The sequence below is a fragment of the Krasilnikovia sp. MM14-A1004 genome, assembly GCF_047159485.1.
Taxonomy (GTDB): Bacteria; Actinomycetota; Actinomycetes; order Mycobacteriales; family Micromonosporaceae; genus Actinoplanes.
In genome coordinates, this window is sequence record NZ_AP038773.1 from 1573341 (window position 1) to 1588207 (window position 14867).

At 72.1% G+C, this 14867-nt stretch carries 15 protein-coding genes; 6 read left to right on the forward strand and 9 right to left on the reverse strand.

All coding sequences use genetic code 11. The features are described from left to right. The first annotated feature begins 48 nt into the window (after positions 1-48). Both ACMCNN_RS07285 and ACMCNN_RS07290 read left to right on the forward strand, forming a co-directional pair. Positions 49-1464, forward strand: a complete 1416-nt coding sequence (locus ACMCNN_RS07285; protein WP_412745402.1) for a DUF2252 domain-containing protein — start codon at positions 49-51, stop codon at positions 1462-1464. 96 nt (positions 1465-1560) lie between these two features. Further along, the gene (locus ACMCNN_RS07290) at positions 1561-2397 is read left to right on the forward strand and encodes a class II glutamine amidotransferase (RefSeq protein WP_412745403.1); all 837 of its coding nucleotides are present in this window, start codon (positions 1561-1563) and stop codon (positions 2395-2397) included. A gap of 6 nt (positions 2398-2403) precedes the next feature. Here ACMCNN_RS07290 and ACMCNN_RS07295 read toward each other — a convergent pair whose 3' ends face one another. Then, entirely contained in the window at positions 2404-3270 is an 867-nt protein-coding gene (locus ACMCNN_RS07295; RefSeq protein ID WP_412745404.1) for a M48 family metallopeptidase, read from the reverse strand. 207 nt (positions 3271-3477) lie between these two features. Here ACMCNN_RS07295 and ACMCNN_RS07300 point away from each other — a divergent pair, with 207 nt between their 5' ends. After that, positions 3478-4821 (forward strand): diacylglycerol/lipid kinase family protein, encoded by a 1344-nt coding sequence (locus ACMCNN_RS07300; RefSeq protein ID WP_412745405.1) that lies wholly within the window; start codon positions 3478-3480, stop codon positions 4819-4821. After that, on the forward strand, positions 4818-5600 hold the full coding sequence (locus ACMCNN_RS07305) for a metallophosphoesterase family protein (RefSeq protein ID WP_412745406.1): 783 nt from the start codon (positions 4818-4820) through the stop codon (positions 5598-5600). Before ACMCNN_RS07300 ends, ACMCNN_RS07305 begins: the two co-directional genes overlap by 4 nt. Before the next feature lie 6 nt (positions 5601-5606). Here ACMCNN_RS07305 and ACMCNN_RS07310 read toward each other — a convergent pair whose 3' ends face one another. The 4 genes from ACMCNN_RS07310 to ACMCNN_RS07325 all read right to left on the reverse strand — a co-directional run bounded on the left by ACMCNN_RS07310 (position 5607) and on the right by ACMCNN_RS07325 (position 7932). Next, positions 5607-6053 carry an RDD family protein gene (locus tag ACMCNN_RS07310; protein WP_412745407.1) on the reverse strand — a complete coding sequence of 149 codons (447 nt, stop codon included), beginning with the start codon at positions 6051-6053 and terminating at the stop codon, positions 5607-5609. Continuing rightward, on the reverse strand, positions 6050-6766 hold the full coding sequence (locus tag ACMCNN_RS07315) for a hypothetical protein (protein WP_412745408.1): 717 nt from the start codon (positions 6764-6766) through the stop codon (positions 6050-6052). The genes ACMCNN_RS07310 and ACMCNN_RS07315 overlap by 4 nt, the downstream gene beginning before the upstream one ends. A 191-nt stretch (positions 6767-6957) precedes the next feature. Next, on the reverse strand, positions 6958-7506 hold the full coding sequence (locus tag ACMCNN_RS07320) for a hypothetical protein (RefSeq protein ID WP_412745409.1): 549 nt from the start codon (positions 7504-7506) through the stop codon (positions 6958-6960). Between the two features lie 144 nt (positions 7507-7650). Further along, positions 7651-7932 (reverse strand): hypothetical protein, encoded by a 282-nt coding sequence (locus tag ACMCNN_RS07325; protein ID WP_412745410.1) that lies wholly within the window; start codon positions 7930-7932, stop codon positions 7651-7653. Between the two features lie 404 nt (positions 7933-8336). Here ACMCNN_RS07325 and ACMCNN_RS07330 point away from each other — a divergent pair, with 404 nt between their 5' ends. Further along, a complete protein-coding gene (locus tag ACMCNN_RS07330) occupies positions 8337-11042 on the forward strand; it encodes a LuxR C-terminal-related transcriptional regulator (protein WP_412745411.1) in 2706 nt (901 codons plus the stop codon). 6 nt (positions 11043-11048) lie between these two features. Here ACMCNN_RS07330 and ACMCNN_RS07335 read toward each other — a convergent pair whose 3' ends face one another. Genes ACMCNN_RS07335 through ACMCNN_RS07350 form a run of 4 tightly spaced genes read right to left on the reverse strand, consistent with a single transcriptional unit; the run spans position 11049 to position 13986 of the window. Next, entirely contained in the window at positions 11049-11576 is a 528-nt protein-coding gene (locus ACMCNN_RS07335; RefSeq protein ID WP_412745412.1) for a hypothetical protein, read from the reverse strand. After that, entirely contained in the window at positions 11573-13033 is a 1461-nt protein-coding gene (locus tag ACMCNN_RS07340) for a hypothetical protein (protein ID WP_412745413.1), read from the reverse strand. The genes ACMCNN_RS07335 and ACMCNN_RS07340 overlap by 4 nt, the downstream gene beginning before the upstream one ends. Beyond that, the gene (locus ACMCNN_RS07345) at positions 13030-13479 is read right to left on the reverse strand and encodes a hypothetical protein (RefSeq protein ID WP_412745414.1); all 450 of its coding nucleotides are present in this window, start codon (positions 13477-13479) and stop codon (positions 13030-13032) included. The genes ACMCNN_RS07340 and ACMCNN_RS07345 overlap by 4 nt, the downstream gene beginning before the upstream one ends. Before the next feature lie 18 nt (positions 13480-13497). Beyond that, entirely contained in the window at positions 13498-13986 is a 489-nt protein-coding gene (locus ACMCNN_RS07350; protein WP_412745415.1) for a DUF6069 family protein, read from the reverse strand. Between the two features lie 321 nt (positions 13987-14307). Here ACMCNN_RS07350 and ACMCNN_RS07355 point away from each other — a divergent pair, with 321 nt between their 5' ends. Further along, on the forward strand, positions 14308-14859 hold the full coding sequence (locus ACMCNN_RS07355) for a DUF1269 domain-containing protein (protein WP_412745416.1): 552 nt from the start codon (positions 14308-14310) through the stop codon (positions 14857-14859). The last annotated feature ends 8 nt before the right edge of the window (positions 14860-14867 follow it).

Below are 14867 nucleotides of genomic sequence, written 5' to 3' on the forward strand. Positions count from 1 at the left end.
GCGTACAGGGATCGGAGTTTCCGATCGACCACCCGCGGGAGGTGCGCGATGACCGGTCAGCAGGCGGACGCCCCCCGGCACCGGGACCCGGCGGCGCGGCTCAAGGCCGGCCGGGCCGCACGCCGCGCCGTACCGTTCGAGGCCCACGCGGAGCTGCCCGCCGCCGAGGACCGGAAGGACCCGGTGGAGCAGCTCACCGCGCAGGGCGCCACCCGGGTCCCCGAGCTGGTGCCCATCCGGTACGGCCGGATGCTGGTCTCGCCGTTCACCTTTTTCCGGGGCGCCGCGGCCGTCATGGCTGCCGACCTGGCCCACACCCCCAGCACGGGGCTGAACTGCCAGCTGTGCGGCGACGCGCACCTGAGCAACTTCGGGGCGTTCGCGTCGCCGGAACGGCGGCTGGTCTTCGACATCAACGATTTCGACGAGACGTACCCGGGACCGTGGGAGTGGGACGTCAAGCGCCTGGCGGCCAGCCTGGCCATCGCCGCGCGGGGCAACGGCTTCCGCCGCAAGGAGCGCGCCGCCGTGGTGGCCGGCGCGGTGAGCCGGTACCGGCAGGCGATGAGCGAGTTCGCCGAGCAGCGCGAGCTGGACGTCTGGTACGCGCGGGCCGACCTCGACGAGATCAACGTACTGGTGCGCGATCTCAGCAAGGCCAAGCGCAAGCGTCTCGAACAGGCGCAGGCGAAGGCGCGGACCCGCGACAGCATGCAGGCGTTCCGCAAGATGACCACGCTGGTGGACGGGCAGCGCCGTATCGTCGCCGACCCGCCGCTGATCGTGCCGATCGACGACCTGCTGCCCGACGACAAGCGGGCCGAGTTCGAGCAGTGGATCCGCCAGGTGCTCGACGGGTACGCCGACACACTGTCCCCGGACCGGCGGCACCTGCTCGGCGCGTTCCGGTTCGTGGATCTCGCGCGCAAGGTGGTCGGTGTCGGCAGCGTCGGCACCCGCTGCTGGGTGGTGCTGCTCAGCGGCCGGGACCCGGACGACCCCCTGCTGCTGCAGGTGAAGGAGGCACCCCCGTCGGTGCTGGCCGCGCACGTGCCCGACGACGCCGGCTACCCCAGCGAGGGGCAGCGCGTGGTGACCGGGCAACGGATGATGCAGGCCGTCAGCGACATCTTCCTCGGCTGGCAGACCATCAAGGGCGTGGACGGTCAGGTCCGCGACTTCTACGTCCGGCAACTGCGCGACTGGAAGGGCTCGGCGCTGGTCGAGGCCATGGATCCGGAGGGGATGCAGGCGTACGCGGCGCTGTGCGGGTGGACGCTGGCCCGGGCGCACGCCCGTACCGGCGACCGGATCGCGATCGCCGGGTACCTCGCCGGTGGCGCCGGATTCGATAAGGCGCTGGTCGAGTTCGCGGAACGCTACGCGGACCTCAACGAGCAGGACTTCCAGGCGGTCGCGGCGGCGGGCCGGGAGGGCCGGATTCCGGTGCACAGCGGGGTCTGAGCAGTGCCGTACCGGTGCTCATCCCAGCAGGGTGAGTGCCGGATCCGCCACCGTGCCCACGATGGCGAGGGAGCACGATGCGGAAGGAGCACGACCATGTGCCGGTGGCTTGCCTACTCGGGAACTCCGATCCTGCTGGAGGAGCTGCTGTACAAACCGCAGCACTCGCTCATCGACCAGAGTCTGCACGCGCGCATGGGTGTGGAGACCACCAACGGCGACGGGTTCGGCGTCGGCTGGTACGGCGTCGACGGCGCGAACACCCCGACGTTGTTCCGGGGCATCGGTCCCGCGTGGGGCGACGTCAACCTGCGGGAGCTGGCGGGATCGGTGTCCTCGCCGCTGTTCCTCGCGCACATCCGGGCCAGCACCGGGACACCGGTGCAGACGACCAACTGCCACCCCTTCCGGTACGGATCGTGGTTGTGGATCCACAACGGCTCCATCCGCGACTTCCAGACCGTCAAACGGGACCTGGTGTTCGCGGTGGATCCGGAGCTCTACCGGACCATGGTGGGCTCGACCGACTCCGAGGTGATGTTCCATCTCGCACTGACGTTCGGGCTGCGCGACGATCCGATCGCCGCGGTCGAGCGGATGGTCGGGTTCGTGGAGTCGGTCGGGCGGGCGCACGGCGTGCACGACCCGATCCAGATGACCGTGGCCACCACGGACGGGGACCGGGTGTGGGCGTTCCGGTACTCCAGCGAGGGCAAGAGCCGCACCCTGTACTTCAGCACCGCGGTGACCGCGCTGCGGGAGCTGTACCCGGAGAACGAGCAGTTCCAGAAGATCTCCGACGAGACCCGGATCATCGTGTCGGAGCCGCTGGGCGAGCTGGTCGGTGCCTGGCAGCCGGTTCCGGAGTCGAGTTACGGGGTGATCCAGGCGGGCCCGGACGTCCTCGGCGACTTCCATCCCCGGCTGCCCTGACAGGTCCTACCCCGCCCGCTGGGATCCCGCTTCGCGGAGGCGGGCGTGGAACAACCCGATGCGGTACAGGCGTTCCAGGCGCCGCACCGTGAACGGGTGGGAGCGGGGCAACTGCGACAGCGTGACCCAGAAGCCGGTCAGCGCCCGCCCCTGCCGGACGAGTTCGTCCACGTCGACCACGTCCTCTGTGTGCCGTCCCGAGGCCAGCAGCACCAGGCCGGTCGCGCCCAGCGGCGACAGGTGCGCGCCGTGCCGGTCGCAGGAGTACTCCCGCAGCCGCGACAGCAGCGGGCCCAGCAACGGGATCATCTGCGAATACGCGACCGCGATCTGATACCACAGCGAGACGTGGTGCAGCCGGATGTGGCCCAGCTCGTGGCCCAGGATGAACCGCAGCCCGTCCCGATTGCTCTTGTGCAGGTTCACGAACAGCTCGTTGGCCAGCACCACGTAGTCGTGGCCGGTCGCCTGCGCCGCGAACGCGTTCAGCGTGCCGTTGCCGTTGGCCAGGTAGATCTGCGGGCGCCGCCGCAATCCCAGGCGCTTCGCGAAGTCGTCCGCCGTCTGGTACAGGTCGGCGTACTGGCGGGGGGAGAGCAGCACCGCGGTGCCGCGTACCGACGCGCGCTGGGTCTCCCGGACCACGATCAGTCCCGGGATGAACAGCAGCAGGCCGATCAGGGCGGTACGGACGGCGGTCGCCCAGCCGGTGTCGTGCAACTTCTCCGGCAGGTACGGCAGGACCACGGCGGCCCGCACGATCGCGACGACGATGATGACGTTGAGAATGACCATGAACGTGAAGAAGGGAAGTTCGGCGGGGTGCCGCAGCCGGCTCCGGGGAGCCACCCCCGGCCGCTTCTTCGTCGCCACAGCGGTCCTCCTGTTCTCACGCGTTGCCGCGCGGACGCTCGACGGGCCCCGGGCCACGATCCCCCGTCCCGAGGAGTGCAGTCTGCCGTCGATGTCGCGGCCGCCGGTTCACCCCGCCGGAATGAGGCTCCGCCGACCGGCCGGGGCCGACACTGGTGGCCGGGCCGCCGCGGGACCGCGCGGCGCGCGTACCGACGGGAGGCAGCGATGGTCGAGGTCACCGCCACCGATGCGCCCACGCGAGTGGAGTCCTCGCGGCCCGCCCAGCGATGGCTGGCCCGGCTGGCGTTCGTCACGGCGGCCGCCGCGGTGCTGCTGGTGCTGGCGGTCGCCGGCCTACGGGCCAGCATCAGCCTGCTGGTGATCGGTGCGGCGGGGAATGCGCTGGCACTGGCCGGGGCCTGGTGGTTCCTCAGCCACCGCGGGCTGCTGCGCTGGCTGGCCGGTTCGCTGGTGATCCTGGCGCCGCTGGCCGTCGCGATCCTCTTCGGGCGCGCCAATCTGATCTGGGTGGTGGTCGCGTTCGCGCTGCTGTGGATGGCGGCGCTGGCCGCCGGGCGGCGCGCGCTCACCGCGCCCGAGATCACCGACGGCCCGGCCGAACGGGAGACCCCGCCGCCGCGACGGCCGTACCTGATCATGAATCCGCGGTCCGGCGGCGGCAAAGTGGAACGTTTCCAGCTCGTCGAACGGGCCCGCGAGCTGGGCGCCGAGGTGGCCCTGCTGGAAGGCGACGTGGACGTCGTCGAGCTGGCCCGGCAGGCCGTCCGCGACGGCGCGGACCTGCTCGGCGTGGCGGGCGGCGACGGCACCCAGGCCCTGGTGGCGGGCATCGCCGCGGAGCACGGGCTGCCGTTCATGGTGATCTCCGCCGGCACCCGCAACCACTTCGCCCTCGACCTGGGCCTGGACCGGCAGAACCCGGCGACCTGTCTGGACGCGCTGACCGACGGGGTGGAGCTGCAGGTGGATCTGGGCCTGATCGGCGACCGCACGTTCGTCAACAACGCCTCGTTCGGCGCGTACGCGGCCGTGGTGCAGAGTCCCGCGTACCGCGACGACAAGACCCGCACCACGTTGGAGCTGCTGCCCGACCTGCTGGCCGGACAGCAGGGACCCCGGCTGCGAGTGCGGGCGGGCGACGCGGAGCTGTCCGGGCCGCAGGCGGTGCTGGTCAGCAACAATCCGTACGGATCGGACGACCTGGCCGGGCTGGGCCGCCGCCCCCGCGTCGACGGCGGGGTGCTCGGCGTCCTCGCGGTGACGGTGCACGGCGCGGTCGAGGCCGCCGGCTTCGCCCAGGGGCTGCGGCGGGCCAAGGCGCTGACCGTGCTCACCGCCGCCGAGGCGGTCGTCGACGCCGACGAGCCCACCGTGCCGGTCGGCATCGACGGGGAGGCGATCACGATGCCGACGCCGGTGCGGTGCACGATCCGGCCCGGCGCGCTGCGTGTCCGCGTGCCACGGCACCGGCCGGGTGTCCCCCCGCCCCGCCCCGAACTGGACTGGACGCGGTTGCGCCGCCTCGCCCTGTCCGCGGGCGGCGGATGACAACGGCAGGCCCCCCGGTTGTCATCGCGCACCTCTCCGACCTGCATCTGGGCGCCCACGACCCGGTAGCGGCGCGGACCCTGGCCGCCGACGTCGCGGCGGTGCACCCCACGGTCACGGTGGTCACGGGGGACTGCACGATGCGGGCCCGTACCGGTCAGTTCCGGCAGGCGCGGGAGCTGCTCGACGGACTGCCGGTGCCGCTGCTGGTGGTGACCGGCAACCACGACGTGCCGCTGGACAGCCCGGCCCGGCTGGTCTCGCCGTACTCCCGGTTCCGGCACTGGCTGGAGGACGACCTGGACCCGGTGCTGCGGCTCGACGGGGTGACCGTCATGGGTCTGGAGAGCACCCCGCGGTGGCGGTGGAAGAGCGGGCGGGTGTCGCGGCGGCAGGCCGACGCGGTGCGTACCGTCCTCGGGGCCGCCTCGCCGGGTGCGGTCCGGGTGCTCGCGCTGCACCACCCGCCGCGCGCCACCGGCCTGGCCCGGGTGGTCGGGCGGGATCGCCTGCTGCGGGCGCTGGCCGCCGCCCGGGTCGACCTGGTGCTCGCCGGGCACACCCACCTGCCGGCCGCCAGCAGCGTCGAACTGGACGGCTCGGCGCACCGGGTGGTCGAGGTGGTGGCCGGTACGGCCACGAGCGTACGCACCCGCGGGGTGGGCCGGTCCTGGTCGGTGATCAGGGTGGACACCGACGAGATCGTGGTCGAGGAACGGCATCAGGCCGGAGACGGCTGGCACACGCTCGGCACCATGCGCTATCCGCGCCACGAATGAGCGCGGTCAGTGTGCGGATGCCGCCGTGACGGGCGCGCGCATCCGCACCACCGCGGTACGCGCCAGCTTGTCGTGGATTCCCTGATGGCGGCTGTCCACGGGGATCCAGGCGGCCCCGATCGGAAAGTACGCCAGCACGACCCCTCGGATCAGCGCCGCGATCCAGGTCAGCCGTCGTCCACTGATCGTGACCACCCGGACTCCCAGCAACGCCATCCCCGGCGTCCGGCCCGCCAGCGCCCAGAAGACCGTGTCGTACAACGCCAGCGTCGGCGGCAACAGCAGCACGTACGCCCCGGCGGTGAGGCGCAGCACATCGGGGTCGGTGGGGGAGACGACCGCGCCGAGCAGGATCGTGATGAGCACCCCGCCCGTGAACACGGTCGCGACGAGCATGAGGTCCAGCACGTACGCGATGGCCCGGCTGACCGGACCGGCGTAGGGCTCGGTCATGGTGTGTCGGCGGGTTCCGGGCGCGGTCCGCGGTGGAAGACCCGGTAGGTGAACCGGTCGACCGCGGAGTCACCGGCTTCGGCGCCGGTCCGGATCCGGGTGACCAGCTCGTCCACCATGCTCTCGCGCTGACCGCGGATCAGATCCCGGATCCGGTCGGGTTCGCGCTCCAGCAGGCTCAGCACGTCGTCCAGCACCGTCAGCACGACGGGGCGCAGCACGCGTTCCAGTTGGGCGTCCACGAACCGGTCGACCACCGTGGAGGTGGCGACCGCGTTGACCGCCGAGTGGACCGTCGCGCTCGCCCGCTGACGGCCGCGTTCGCGTTCGCGGGCCCCGCGCTCGGCCAGTTCGGCGACGATCTCGCCGCGGCGGGCCGCGGCGCGCCGCAGTCCGGCGAGCATCCCGACGGCGGCCTCCTCGGCCTCGAACGCCGCACCGACGGCGGCGTCGCGCCACCGGCGGACCTCGGCCAGCAGGCCGGTTCCGGTGTCCTGAGCGGCGGCAGGTGGTTCGGTCGCAAGGGTTTCGACCACGCCGTCGAGGGCCACGCCGTCGAGGGCCACGTCATCGAGGGTTACGTCATCGAGGGTTACGCCGTTGACGGCTGCCGGGGCGGCGGTCAGCCCGTCGCGGGGCACGGTGGGTTCGGGGAGGATCGGCGGCACCGCCGTTGTGATCTCCATCGGCTGCTCCGGGTCGCTGGTCGTCATCTACCGACGGTGCTCCGTGGCGGCGGTCCGGGGACCACCCGCCACGGATGAGGGATGCGGCCGGGAAATTCCCGGCCGCATCGATGTGTGTGCGTTCAGCGGCGGCGGGTCACCCGCCGCGCCGTGCGCCGCGAGGTACGCCGGGCCACCCGACGAGTTGCGAACATGGGCTGCACCTCCCTGTCAGCGTGTCAGCGGGCCGCGCCCGCGGTCTCCAGGTCGTGGAGCTCCTTGGCCTCCTCGGCCGTCAACAACCCGATGCCGACCAGGTCGAGCGGGTTGATGAAGCCGTCGCCGAGGCGGAAGCCGCCCGCCCGTGCGATCGCGTCGCGCAGCGGCACGGCCCAGTGGTGTTCGATCAGCAACAGCGCGGCCGCGCTGTCGTTGGGGATGTCCGCGAGGACGTCCCATGCGTCGGCGTCGCTGAAGACCCGGACACCGCCCTGCTCGGCGGCCGCCTCGGCGCCCGCCACGGCACCGGCCTCGAAGCCCGCCTCGCCCTCGATGCCCAGGCCCACCAGTGCGCCGATCTTGCTGCCCAGCTCGATCGCTTCCTCGGTGGTCAGGTTGCTCAGATGCTCGACCTCGATGTCGCCGTCGGCGTCCTTGTAGACCGCGAGGGCGTCGATCACGCGTACGGTGTCGCTCTTGCGCAGCTTCTCCAGCTCCGCGACGACCTCGCCATGGAAATGGGGATGTTCGAAGCCCAGCACGATCAGCTGGACCGGACCGATGGCCATCTGCTGCCGCTCCTTCGCTCGATCCGACAGGAGGCGATCCGGCGCCGGCCGAACGACGCCGGCGGGCCAGGCCCGGGGGGCCGCCGTCCGCCGCGCCGAGGGATCGTCCGATCTCGATCCTTCCGGCGTCCGCCCGGCGACACCTCATCCGGCCGGGGTGACCACCGGTTGCGGTTCCACCCAGTCGAGTTCCGCCGCGGTCACGTCCGCGGCGGGCTCATCCGGCCGGTCGTGCTGGTAGCGCACCCGGACCAGCTCCACTCCGCACCGGTCCAGCCGGACCAGCAGGGCCCCGAGTTGATCAGCGGACAGCCGCCCGCGGATGGTCCACTCCCGGGCCACGGACTCGCAGCGCAGGCCGGCGAAGGCGGCACGCAACGCCGGTCCGACGAATCCCTGCACGCGGATCTCGTATCTCTCCTCCATGGCGCACACAGCCTCCGGCCCGTGATGACGTGATATCGGCTGTTCTTCACGGTCTACCCATTGCGGCGTCTCCTGTTCCTCCACAAGGGGTGATAGGTGTGGTGAGGCGGGCCGGGAAACGCCCCCGGACGTATCGCAAATCGGATGATCGGGGCCGTAAAGCGGATGTTGCCACGCTGGTGATCGACGTGTTTGGCTGGGGACGGCAGTGGCCCCCCGCCCATCCGGCACCACCGGCAACGGCGGCGGACTGTCGTGCGGGTGCCGAGGATGTCATCCGGCGCGGCTGGCCGGTGCCGCAGACCCCATCCCGCCCGTCACGCGACGCGAACGCTTTCGGCCGGCGAAGGGCGCGGATAGCTGCCAAAGGGGGCGGCGTGGAGGGTGACAACGTTCTTGACGACGTGACCGATCGAAAGCTGTTGACCGCGCGCGGCAAGCACGCGAACGGGCAGCGGCGGCCATCGCCCATGATGGCGCCGTTCATCGCGGCCAAGACCGCCCTGCCGCAGATGCTGCGGGCCCGGATCCGCCGCCAGCGCCTGTTCGACGCGCTGGACGCCGCGGTGCGGTGCCCGTTGACGGTGGTCTGTGCCGGGGCGGGCTGGGGCAAGACCGTCCTGGTCTCCGCGTGGGCCGACGCCCGGCGCACCCCGGTCGCCTGGCTGACCCTGGACGCGCACGACAATGACGTCCAGCTCTTCTGGTCGAGCGTGGCGGCGGCGCTGCGGGCGGCCGGCACGGTGCCGCCGGACAGTCCCCTGGCCGAGCTGAACGCGGTACCCACCGATCATGTGGAACGGCTGCGGCACGTGGCCCGCGGTCTGGGCCGGCTGGCCGCCCCGACGGTCCTCGTGCTCGACGACTTCCACGAGATCACCGACGACGACGTGTTGCGGGAGCTGTCGGGGCTGCTGCGCCACCCACCGGCGGGGCTGCGTCTCGTGCTGCTGACCCGTAGCCAGGTGGCGCTGCCGGTGCACCGGATGCGGGCCACCGGGGAGATGGCCGAGATCCGGGCCGGGGAACTGGCGTTCACCGTGCCGGAGGCGGCGGACCTGCTGTCCCGGCACGGCCTGACGCTGCCCGACGACGAGGTGGCCGCGCTGGTCGAGCACACCGAGGGGTGGGCGGCCGGGTTGCAGCTCGGGGCGACGTTCCTGGCCGGGCCGGACAGCCACCGTACGGTGGCCGACTTCGCCGGTGACGTGCGGGCCGTCGACGACTACCTGGCCGACGAGGTGCTGGCCGGGCAGTCCCCGCATCTCTACCGGTTCCTGCTGCAGACGAGCATCTGCGAGCACGTCTGCGGTGACCTGGCCGACGCGATCACGCTGGGCTCCGACGGGCAGCGGACCCTGGAGGAGCTGGAACGGGTCAACGACTTCGTGGTCCGGCTCGGCGCCAAGCCGCACTGGTTCCGGTACCACCACCTGCTGCGCGACGTGCTGCGGCACCGGCTGCTGCTGGAGAGTCCCACGGCTCTGCCGGAACTGCACCGGCGGGCGGCGGGCTGGCACGCCGCGCACAACTCCGTGTTCGAGGCGATCGAGCACGCGGTGGCCGCCGAGGACTGGCCGTACGTGGGCCGGCTGGTGGTGACGCAGGCCGCGCCGCTGATCGCCTCGGCGCACCGGGCGGCCCTGGTCCGGCTGCTCGCCCAGGTCCCACCGGGGGAGTTCGCGGCGACCCCCGAGCTGATGGTGTGCGTCGCCCTGATGCTGTTCCACGCGGGCGACTACGACGCGATCGAAACACAACTGGCCGGTACGAGCGAGCTGCTGCGCGGCCGCAGCGAGGCGCAGCGGCTGCCAGTGGAGATCACGTTGCGCTCGTTGCGGGTGGCGGTGCACCGCGCGGGCGGGGACATGCCCGCGGTGGTAGCGGAGACCACGCAGCTGCTGGCGATGCTGGCCAAGGTGCGCTTCGCCGAGGTGCCCTCCGCCGTGCAGTACCGCGCGATCGCCCTCAACAACAAGGGTTTCGGCCTGCTGTGGACCGACCGTCCGGACCGGGCGCAGCGCTATCTGTGGGCCGCCTCGACCGCGGCCCGTGCGGCCGGGGTGGAGTTGATCGAGATCAGCGCGCTCGGCCACCTCGCCCTGGTGGAGGTGATGTCCGGCTCGGTGCAGGAGGCGGCCCGGCTGGCCGACGCCGCCCGCGAACTCGCCGAACGGCGCGGCCTGCTGTCCGCGCTGCAGACCGGCGCCGCGCACCTGGCCCTGGCCCTCGTGCACCTCGAAGGCGGCGACCTCCCGGCGGCCCAGCGCGCCGTGCAGCAGGCGATGCGCGCCCACCGCGGCGAACCCGCGGCCGCGCAGTGGCTGGTACGGGTGGGCGTGCAGGCCCGGCTGGCGCTGGCGCAGGGTGATCCGGGTGCGGCCCGCGCGTTCCTCGACGAGGCGCGCCGCGGCGTCGACCCGCGGCTGCGGGCCCCCGCCCTGCAACGGTGGCTGACGCTGGCCGAGTCGGAGGTGGATCTCGCCACGGGCGCCGCCGACACGGTTGCCCAGCGCTACGCCGTGCTGTCGCGTTCCGACCGGCTGAGCAGCCCGGAGCGGGTCTGCGCGGCACGGGCCGGGTACGCGACGCACGACCTGCGCCACGCGGCGGAGCTGCTGACCGGGCTGCGTGCCCCGATGTCCGACACGGCCGCGACGGTCGCGGCGCGGATCGTGGGTGCCCAGGTCGCCGACGCGGCCGGGCACGGGTTGCAGGCCGCCGACCACCTCGCCGAGGCGTTCGCCCTGGCCGACTCCGAGGGCATCCGGCGGCCGTTCCTCGCGCTGCGGGACGCGCGCCTGGACACCCTGGTGGCCCGGCAGAATCTGCTGACCCACCGCAACGCGGACTTCGTCGCCGAGATCCAGTCCGCGATGCGGGCCAGCACCCCGGTGCACCGCCCGGCGCTGCCCGCGGGCCCGCTCAGCGAACGCGAGACGGAGGTGCTGCGCTACCTGCCGACCATGCTGACGGCCGGGGAGATCGCGGGGGAGCTGGGGGTCTCGGTGAACACCATCAAGGCGCACATGCGTTCGATCTACCGCAAGCTGGAGGCCCCACGGCGCAGCGCCGTGGTGACCCGCGCCCGCGAGTACGGCCTGCTCTGATCCGGCTCAGTGCAGGATGGACTTCAACGCGATCATCGTGAGGCCGAAGACCCCGGCGATCGCGGAGGAGACCAGGCGCTCCCTCGTCGTCAGCCGGCCGTTGCGGCCGACCCGCCATCCGGCGATGCACAGCAGCACGGTGCTGGTGATCAGCGCCCAGAAGATGGAGGTCCGCTGGGTGGCGCCGAACCAGTAGGCGATCATGAGGACGAGCAGGGGGAACAGCGAGGCCGTGACCATCTCCCAGCCGCCGGTCAGCTGCTGCCGGAGGCTGTGCCACCGGGGCCGGTGGCCGACGTGGATGCGTTCGGCCACGATCCGCGCGTACCGTTCGGCCGCCCAGTAGATGACCAGCGTGACGAGGACGGCCACCACGGTGGCGGGCACGGTGGGCTGGTGCGCGGCGGCCATCACCGCCGCGCTGATGATGACACCGTAGATGCCTGCCGTGGTGGCTTCCTGCGCCTCGCTGATCACCACCATGTGGGTTTCGGGATCGGTCCCCGGTTCGTCCACGGTCGGGTCCCAGCTCACGCGGGACCACCGGCGGCGACTCCCGGGGGCGCCTCCGTGTCGTGCGCGGCCGCCGAGCGGCCGACCAGGGTGACCAGCACCTCGTAGGCCGCCAGGGCCACGACGATCACCAGCAGGGACGTCCACGACGACAGGATCAGTGCCAGCACCGCGGCGACCACGAGGCCGCCGACGCGCAGCACGTCCAGGTACCGGGCGGTGAAGCCGGGCCCGTTGGTGACCGCCGCACGCGTACCGGTGCGGGTCCAGCGGCCCACGGCCCGCGCCCCGGCGGCGATCCGGCGGCGCAGCCACGTCGGGCCGCGGCCCGGCCCGATCAGGTACATCACCGCGGCCAGCACGGCACCGATCCAGATGATCTGGTCGCCGCGGGTCCGCAGCTGGCTGAAGACGGTCGTGACGGCCGCCGCGGCGCCGTCGCGGTACAGGCCCGCCGGGACCTGGTTGAGGATCTGGTCGCGGACCGCCCGGATCACCGCGGCGACGGTCACCGCCGCCACGACCAGCCACAGACCCAGCTGCAGCAGCGTACGGCGCCGCCCCGGCGAGATCAGCAGCGCGAGCCCGAGCAGCACGAACGTGGCGACCACGAACAGCACCAGGTCCCGCTTCGCGGTCTTGACCATCTGCTGGACGGCCGCGAGCTGACCGGAGTTGTACACGGTGAACTGGGCGAAGTTCGCGGGCAGGGTCACGCCGAGGGCGTCCTCGACCCGGACCCGCAGGTTCTCGGGAATCGCGCCACTACTCAGGTCGGGCAACGTGAGCTGTTTGCCGAACAGCGTGGGCAGCTGGGTGCTGAGCGCCCGCAGCACCTGGTTGATCAGCGGCAACAGGTCGATCTCGACCCGATCGTTGTGGGCCACCACGATGTCGCTGGTGCCGTTGAGGATGGCCACGGCCCGGTCGTGGGCCCGCCGGTTCAGTTCCAGCCAGATCCGCTGGAACTGGTCGCTCTGCAGCACGTTGTACACGGTCTTCTCGACCGCGTCGCGGAGCTGGCTGGTGACCGGCCCGGCGATGAACGCGGCCTGCGCGGGCAGCACCGTCTGCACCCGCTGCTGCACGTCGATCGCGGCGAACACCTGGTTCGTCGCGTAGTCGGCCACGGCCGCGGCCACCTTCGGGTCCTGCGGCAGCGGGGCGATGGTCGCCACCCACTTGTCGGTGTTGAACGCGGTCCGCGCGGACCACACCCCGACGACGCTGGCCACCATCGCGAACGCGGTGATCGCGATGAGCACCGCCGCGGTGATCCGGCGCATCGTGCCGATCGCGGACGCCCGGCGGTGCCGGGTGTCGAGCCGGCTGTTCAGGTCGGCGACCTCGGCCCGCAGCCGGGCCACTTCCTCCACGTCCGAAGCCCACGTGGGCTCGCCGGTACGTCCGGCTGCCGTGATCTCCTGGGTGGCGTCCGCGCTGGGCGTGGCGTCCGCCGACATCGGCTCGATGCTCATCGCCGCTCTCCCCTCGGCGCCCGCACCTCACCGCCGTGCACCACCAGCGTGTAGATGGCCATGAAGTCGAAGGCGACCGCGAAGATCGTCCACGCCGGGTACGCGGTGACGAACCCGATGTTCACGAACGCGTTGACCGAGGCCGCGACGACGCCGAGCGTGCGGGCCCAGGTCCAGCCCCGCAGCACACCGATGCCGGAGGCGACCAGCGCGGCGCCCATCAGCAGCAGGGTCCATCCCCACACGGAGTAACTGAGGTCGATCACCAGTTTCGACGCCGGTGCGAGGTAGAAGTCCTCGTCGAGCAGCGCGATCAGCCCTTGCATGACGTTGATCAGACCCGTACCGATCAGCACGATGCCGATGAAGAGCACCCAGCCGAACCACGCGGTCGCCGGGTCCGCATAGTTGCGCAGATGCGCGGGGGTCTGCTGTACGTGTGCCATGGCGAGTCCGTTCTCCGGTCACCGGTACGGGCGCGGCGCGGGCCGCGCCGAGGCGGTGGGTTGGACGGCGGTGTGCGCCGTGCCGGCCAGCAGTGAGCCGATGGCGACGCCGAGGATGAAATTGAGCCCCGCGGTGAACATCCGGGAGCCGAGCCCCGTCTCCGTGACGAACGGCGCCAGCATGGCCACCACAGTCGCCAGTGTCATCACCCAGCCGAAGAACCGCAGCGGTTTCGGCGTGTAGAGCAGCAGCAGATGCAGCACTCCGGTGGCCGCGAGGGCGCACAGGGCGGCGCCGACGGCGTACCAGCCGGTGTCGGCGTCGCCCCAGACCCCTTCGCCCTTCGGGGCGAGGATCTCCACGCCGAACAGGCCGCGCCCGACCAGGATGCCCACGACGGCGAGCAGCGCGGCCACCAGCGCGGTGGCCACACCACCGGCCCAGAGTTTCGAAGCGTTGACCACCGGGTGCGACGATGCGCCGGCCGAACCGTACATCGCGGTCATGGCGTCCTCCTCGGGCGGTTTCGGCGCGTGCGGCCGTGTCCCGCCGAGCCTCTCGACGCCCGGCCGGGGCTGCCTCATCCGGCGGGGATGAACGGTTTCCGGGCCTGGCCGCGGCCCCGGCGGGGCCGCATCGGGGCCACCGGGGCGCGCGCCGGGCGCCGGGCAGCTTCATTCGCGCGGAATGAGGACCAGGGGGCTCGGCCATGGCTGACTGACCTTGACGCCAGCGACCGCAACTCTGCGGCGCAGACCGCCGGGCGGGCGGGGCCCGCCGCCGCGCGGCGGCGGACCGGTTCAGTACAGAAGGGATGTGTACGGATCATGGCAACACTCGTCGCCATCGGTTACCCCGACGAGACGACCGCGACGGCTGCGTCGCTGGAGGCTCAGCGACTCAGCAAGGATCTGATCATCCAGCCCGACGCGATCGCGGTGATCATCCGGGACCGGGAAGGCAAGTTCCACGTCACCACGAACCACCACGCGGTGGGCGGCGGCGCGACCTGGGGCATGTTCTGGGGCCTGTTGTTCGGTCTGCTGTTCTTCATCCCGTTCCTGGGCATGGCGGTCGGCGCCGGGCTGGGCGCGCTGATGGGCAAGATGACCAAGGGCGCGATCAACAAGGAGTTCCAGGACCAGGTACGTGACCTGGTGCAGCCCGGAACCTCCGCGCTGTTCCTGGTCGTCGAGAAGGTCACCCCGGACAAGGCGGTCGACGCGCTGTCGAAGTTCGGTGGCACGGTCCTGAAGTCGTCGCTGCCCAAGGAGACCGAGGCCAAGCTGCAGGAGGCCCTGCACAGCGGCACGGACACCGAGGAGATCATCAAGACGGCCCAGGCCGAGGAGGAGACCCCGGCGGCGTCCACCCCGTGACCTGAGTT

Bases quoted from the DNA above. Each gene is read 5' to 3' on its own strand.
- ACMCNN_RS07285 (WP_412745402.1), top strand. From the start codon at position 49: ATGACCGGTCAGCAGGCGGACGCCCCCCGGCACCGGGACCCGGCGGCG.
- ACMCNN_RS07290 (WP_412745403.1), top strand. From the start codon at position 1,561: ATGTGCCGGTGGCTTGCCTACTCGGGAACTCCGATCCTGCTGGAGGAG.
- ACMCNN_RS07300 (WP_412745405.1), top strand. From the start codon at position 3,478: ATGGTCGAGGTCACCGCCACCGATGCGCCCACGCGAGTGGAGTCCTCG.
- ACMCNN_RS07305 (WP_412745406.1), top strand. From the start codon at position 4,818: ATGACAACGGCAGGCCCCCCGGTTGTCATCGCGCACCTCTCCGACCTG.
- ACMCNN_RS07310 (WP_412745407.1), bottom strand. From the start codon at position 6,053: ATGACCGAGCCCTACGCCGGTCCGGTCAGCCGGGCCATCGCGTACGTG.
- ACMCNN_RS07315 (WP_412745408.1), bottom strand. From the start codon at position 6,766: ATGACGACCAGCGACCCGGAGCAGCCGATGGAGATCACAACGGCGGTG.
- ACMCNN_RS07320 (WP_412745409.1), bottom strand. From the start codon at position 7,506: ATGGCCATCGGTCCGGTCCAGCTGATCGTGCTGGGCTTCGAACATCCC.
- ACMCNN_RS07325 (WP_412745410.1), bottom strand. From the start codon at position 7,932: ATGGAGGAGAGATACGAGATCCGCGTGCAGGGATTCGTCGGACCGGCG.
- ACMCNN_RS07340 (WP_412745413.1), bottom strand. From the start codon at position 13,033: ATGAGCATCGAGCCGATGTCGGCGGACGCCACGCCCAGCGCGGACGCC.
- ACMCNN_RS07345 (WP_412745414.1), bottom strand. From the start codon at position 13,479: ATGGCACACGTACAGCAGACCCCCGCGCATCTGCGCAACTATGCGGAC.
- ACMCNN_RS07350 (WP_412745415.1), bottom strand. From the start codon at position 13,986: ATGACCGCGATGTACGGTTCGGCCGGCGCATCGTCGCACCCGGTGGTC.
- ACMCNN_RS07355 (WP_412745416.1), top strand. From the start codon at position 14,308: ATGGCAACACTCGTCGCCATCGGTTACCCCGACGAGACGACCGCGACG.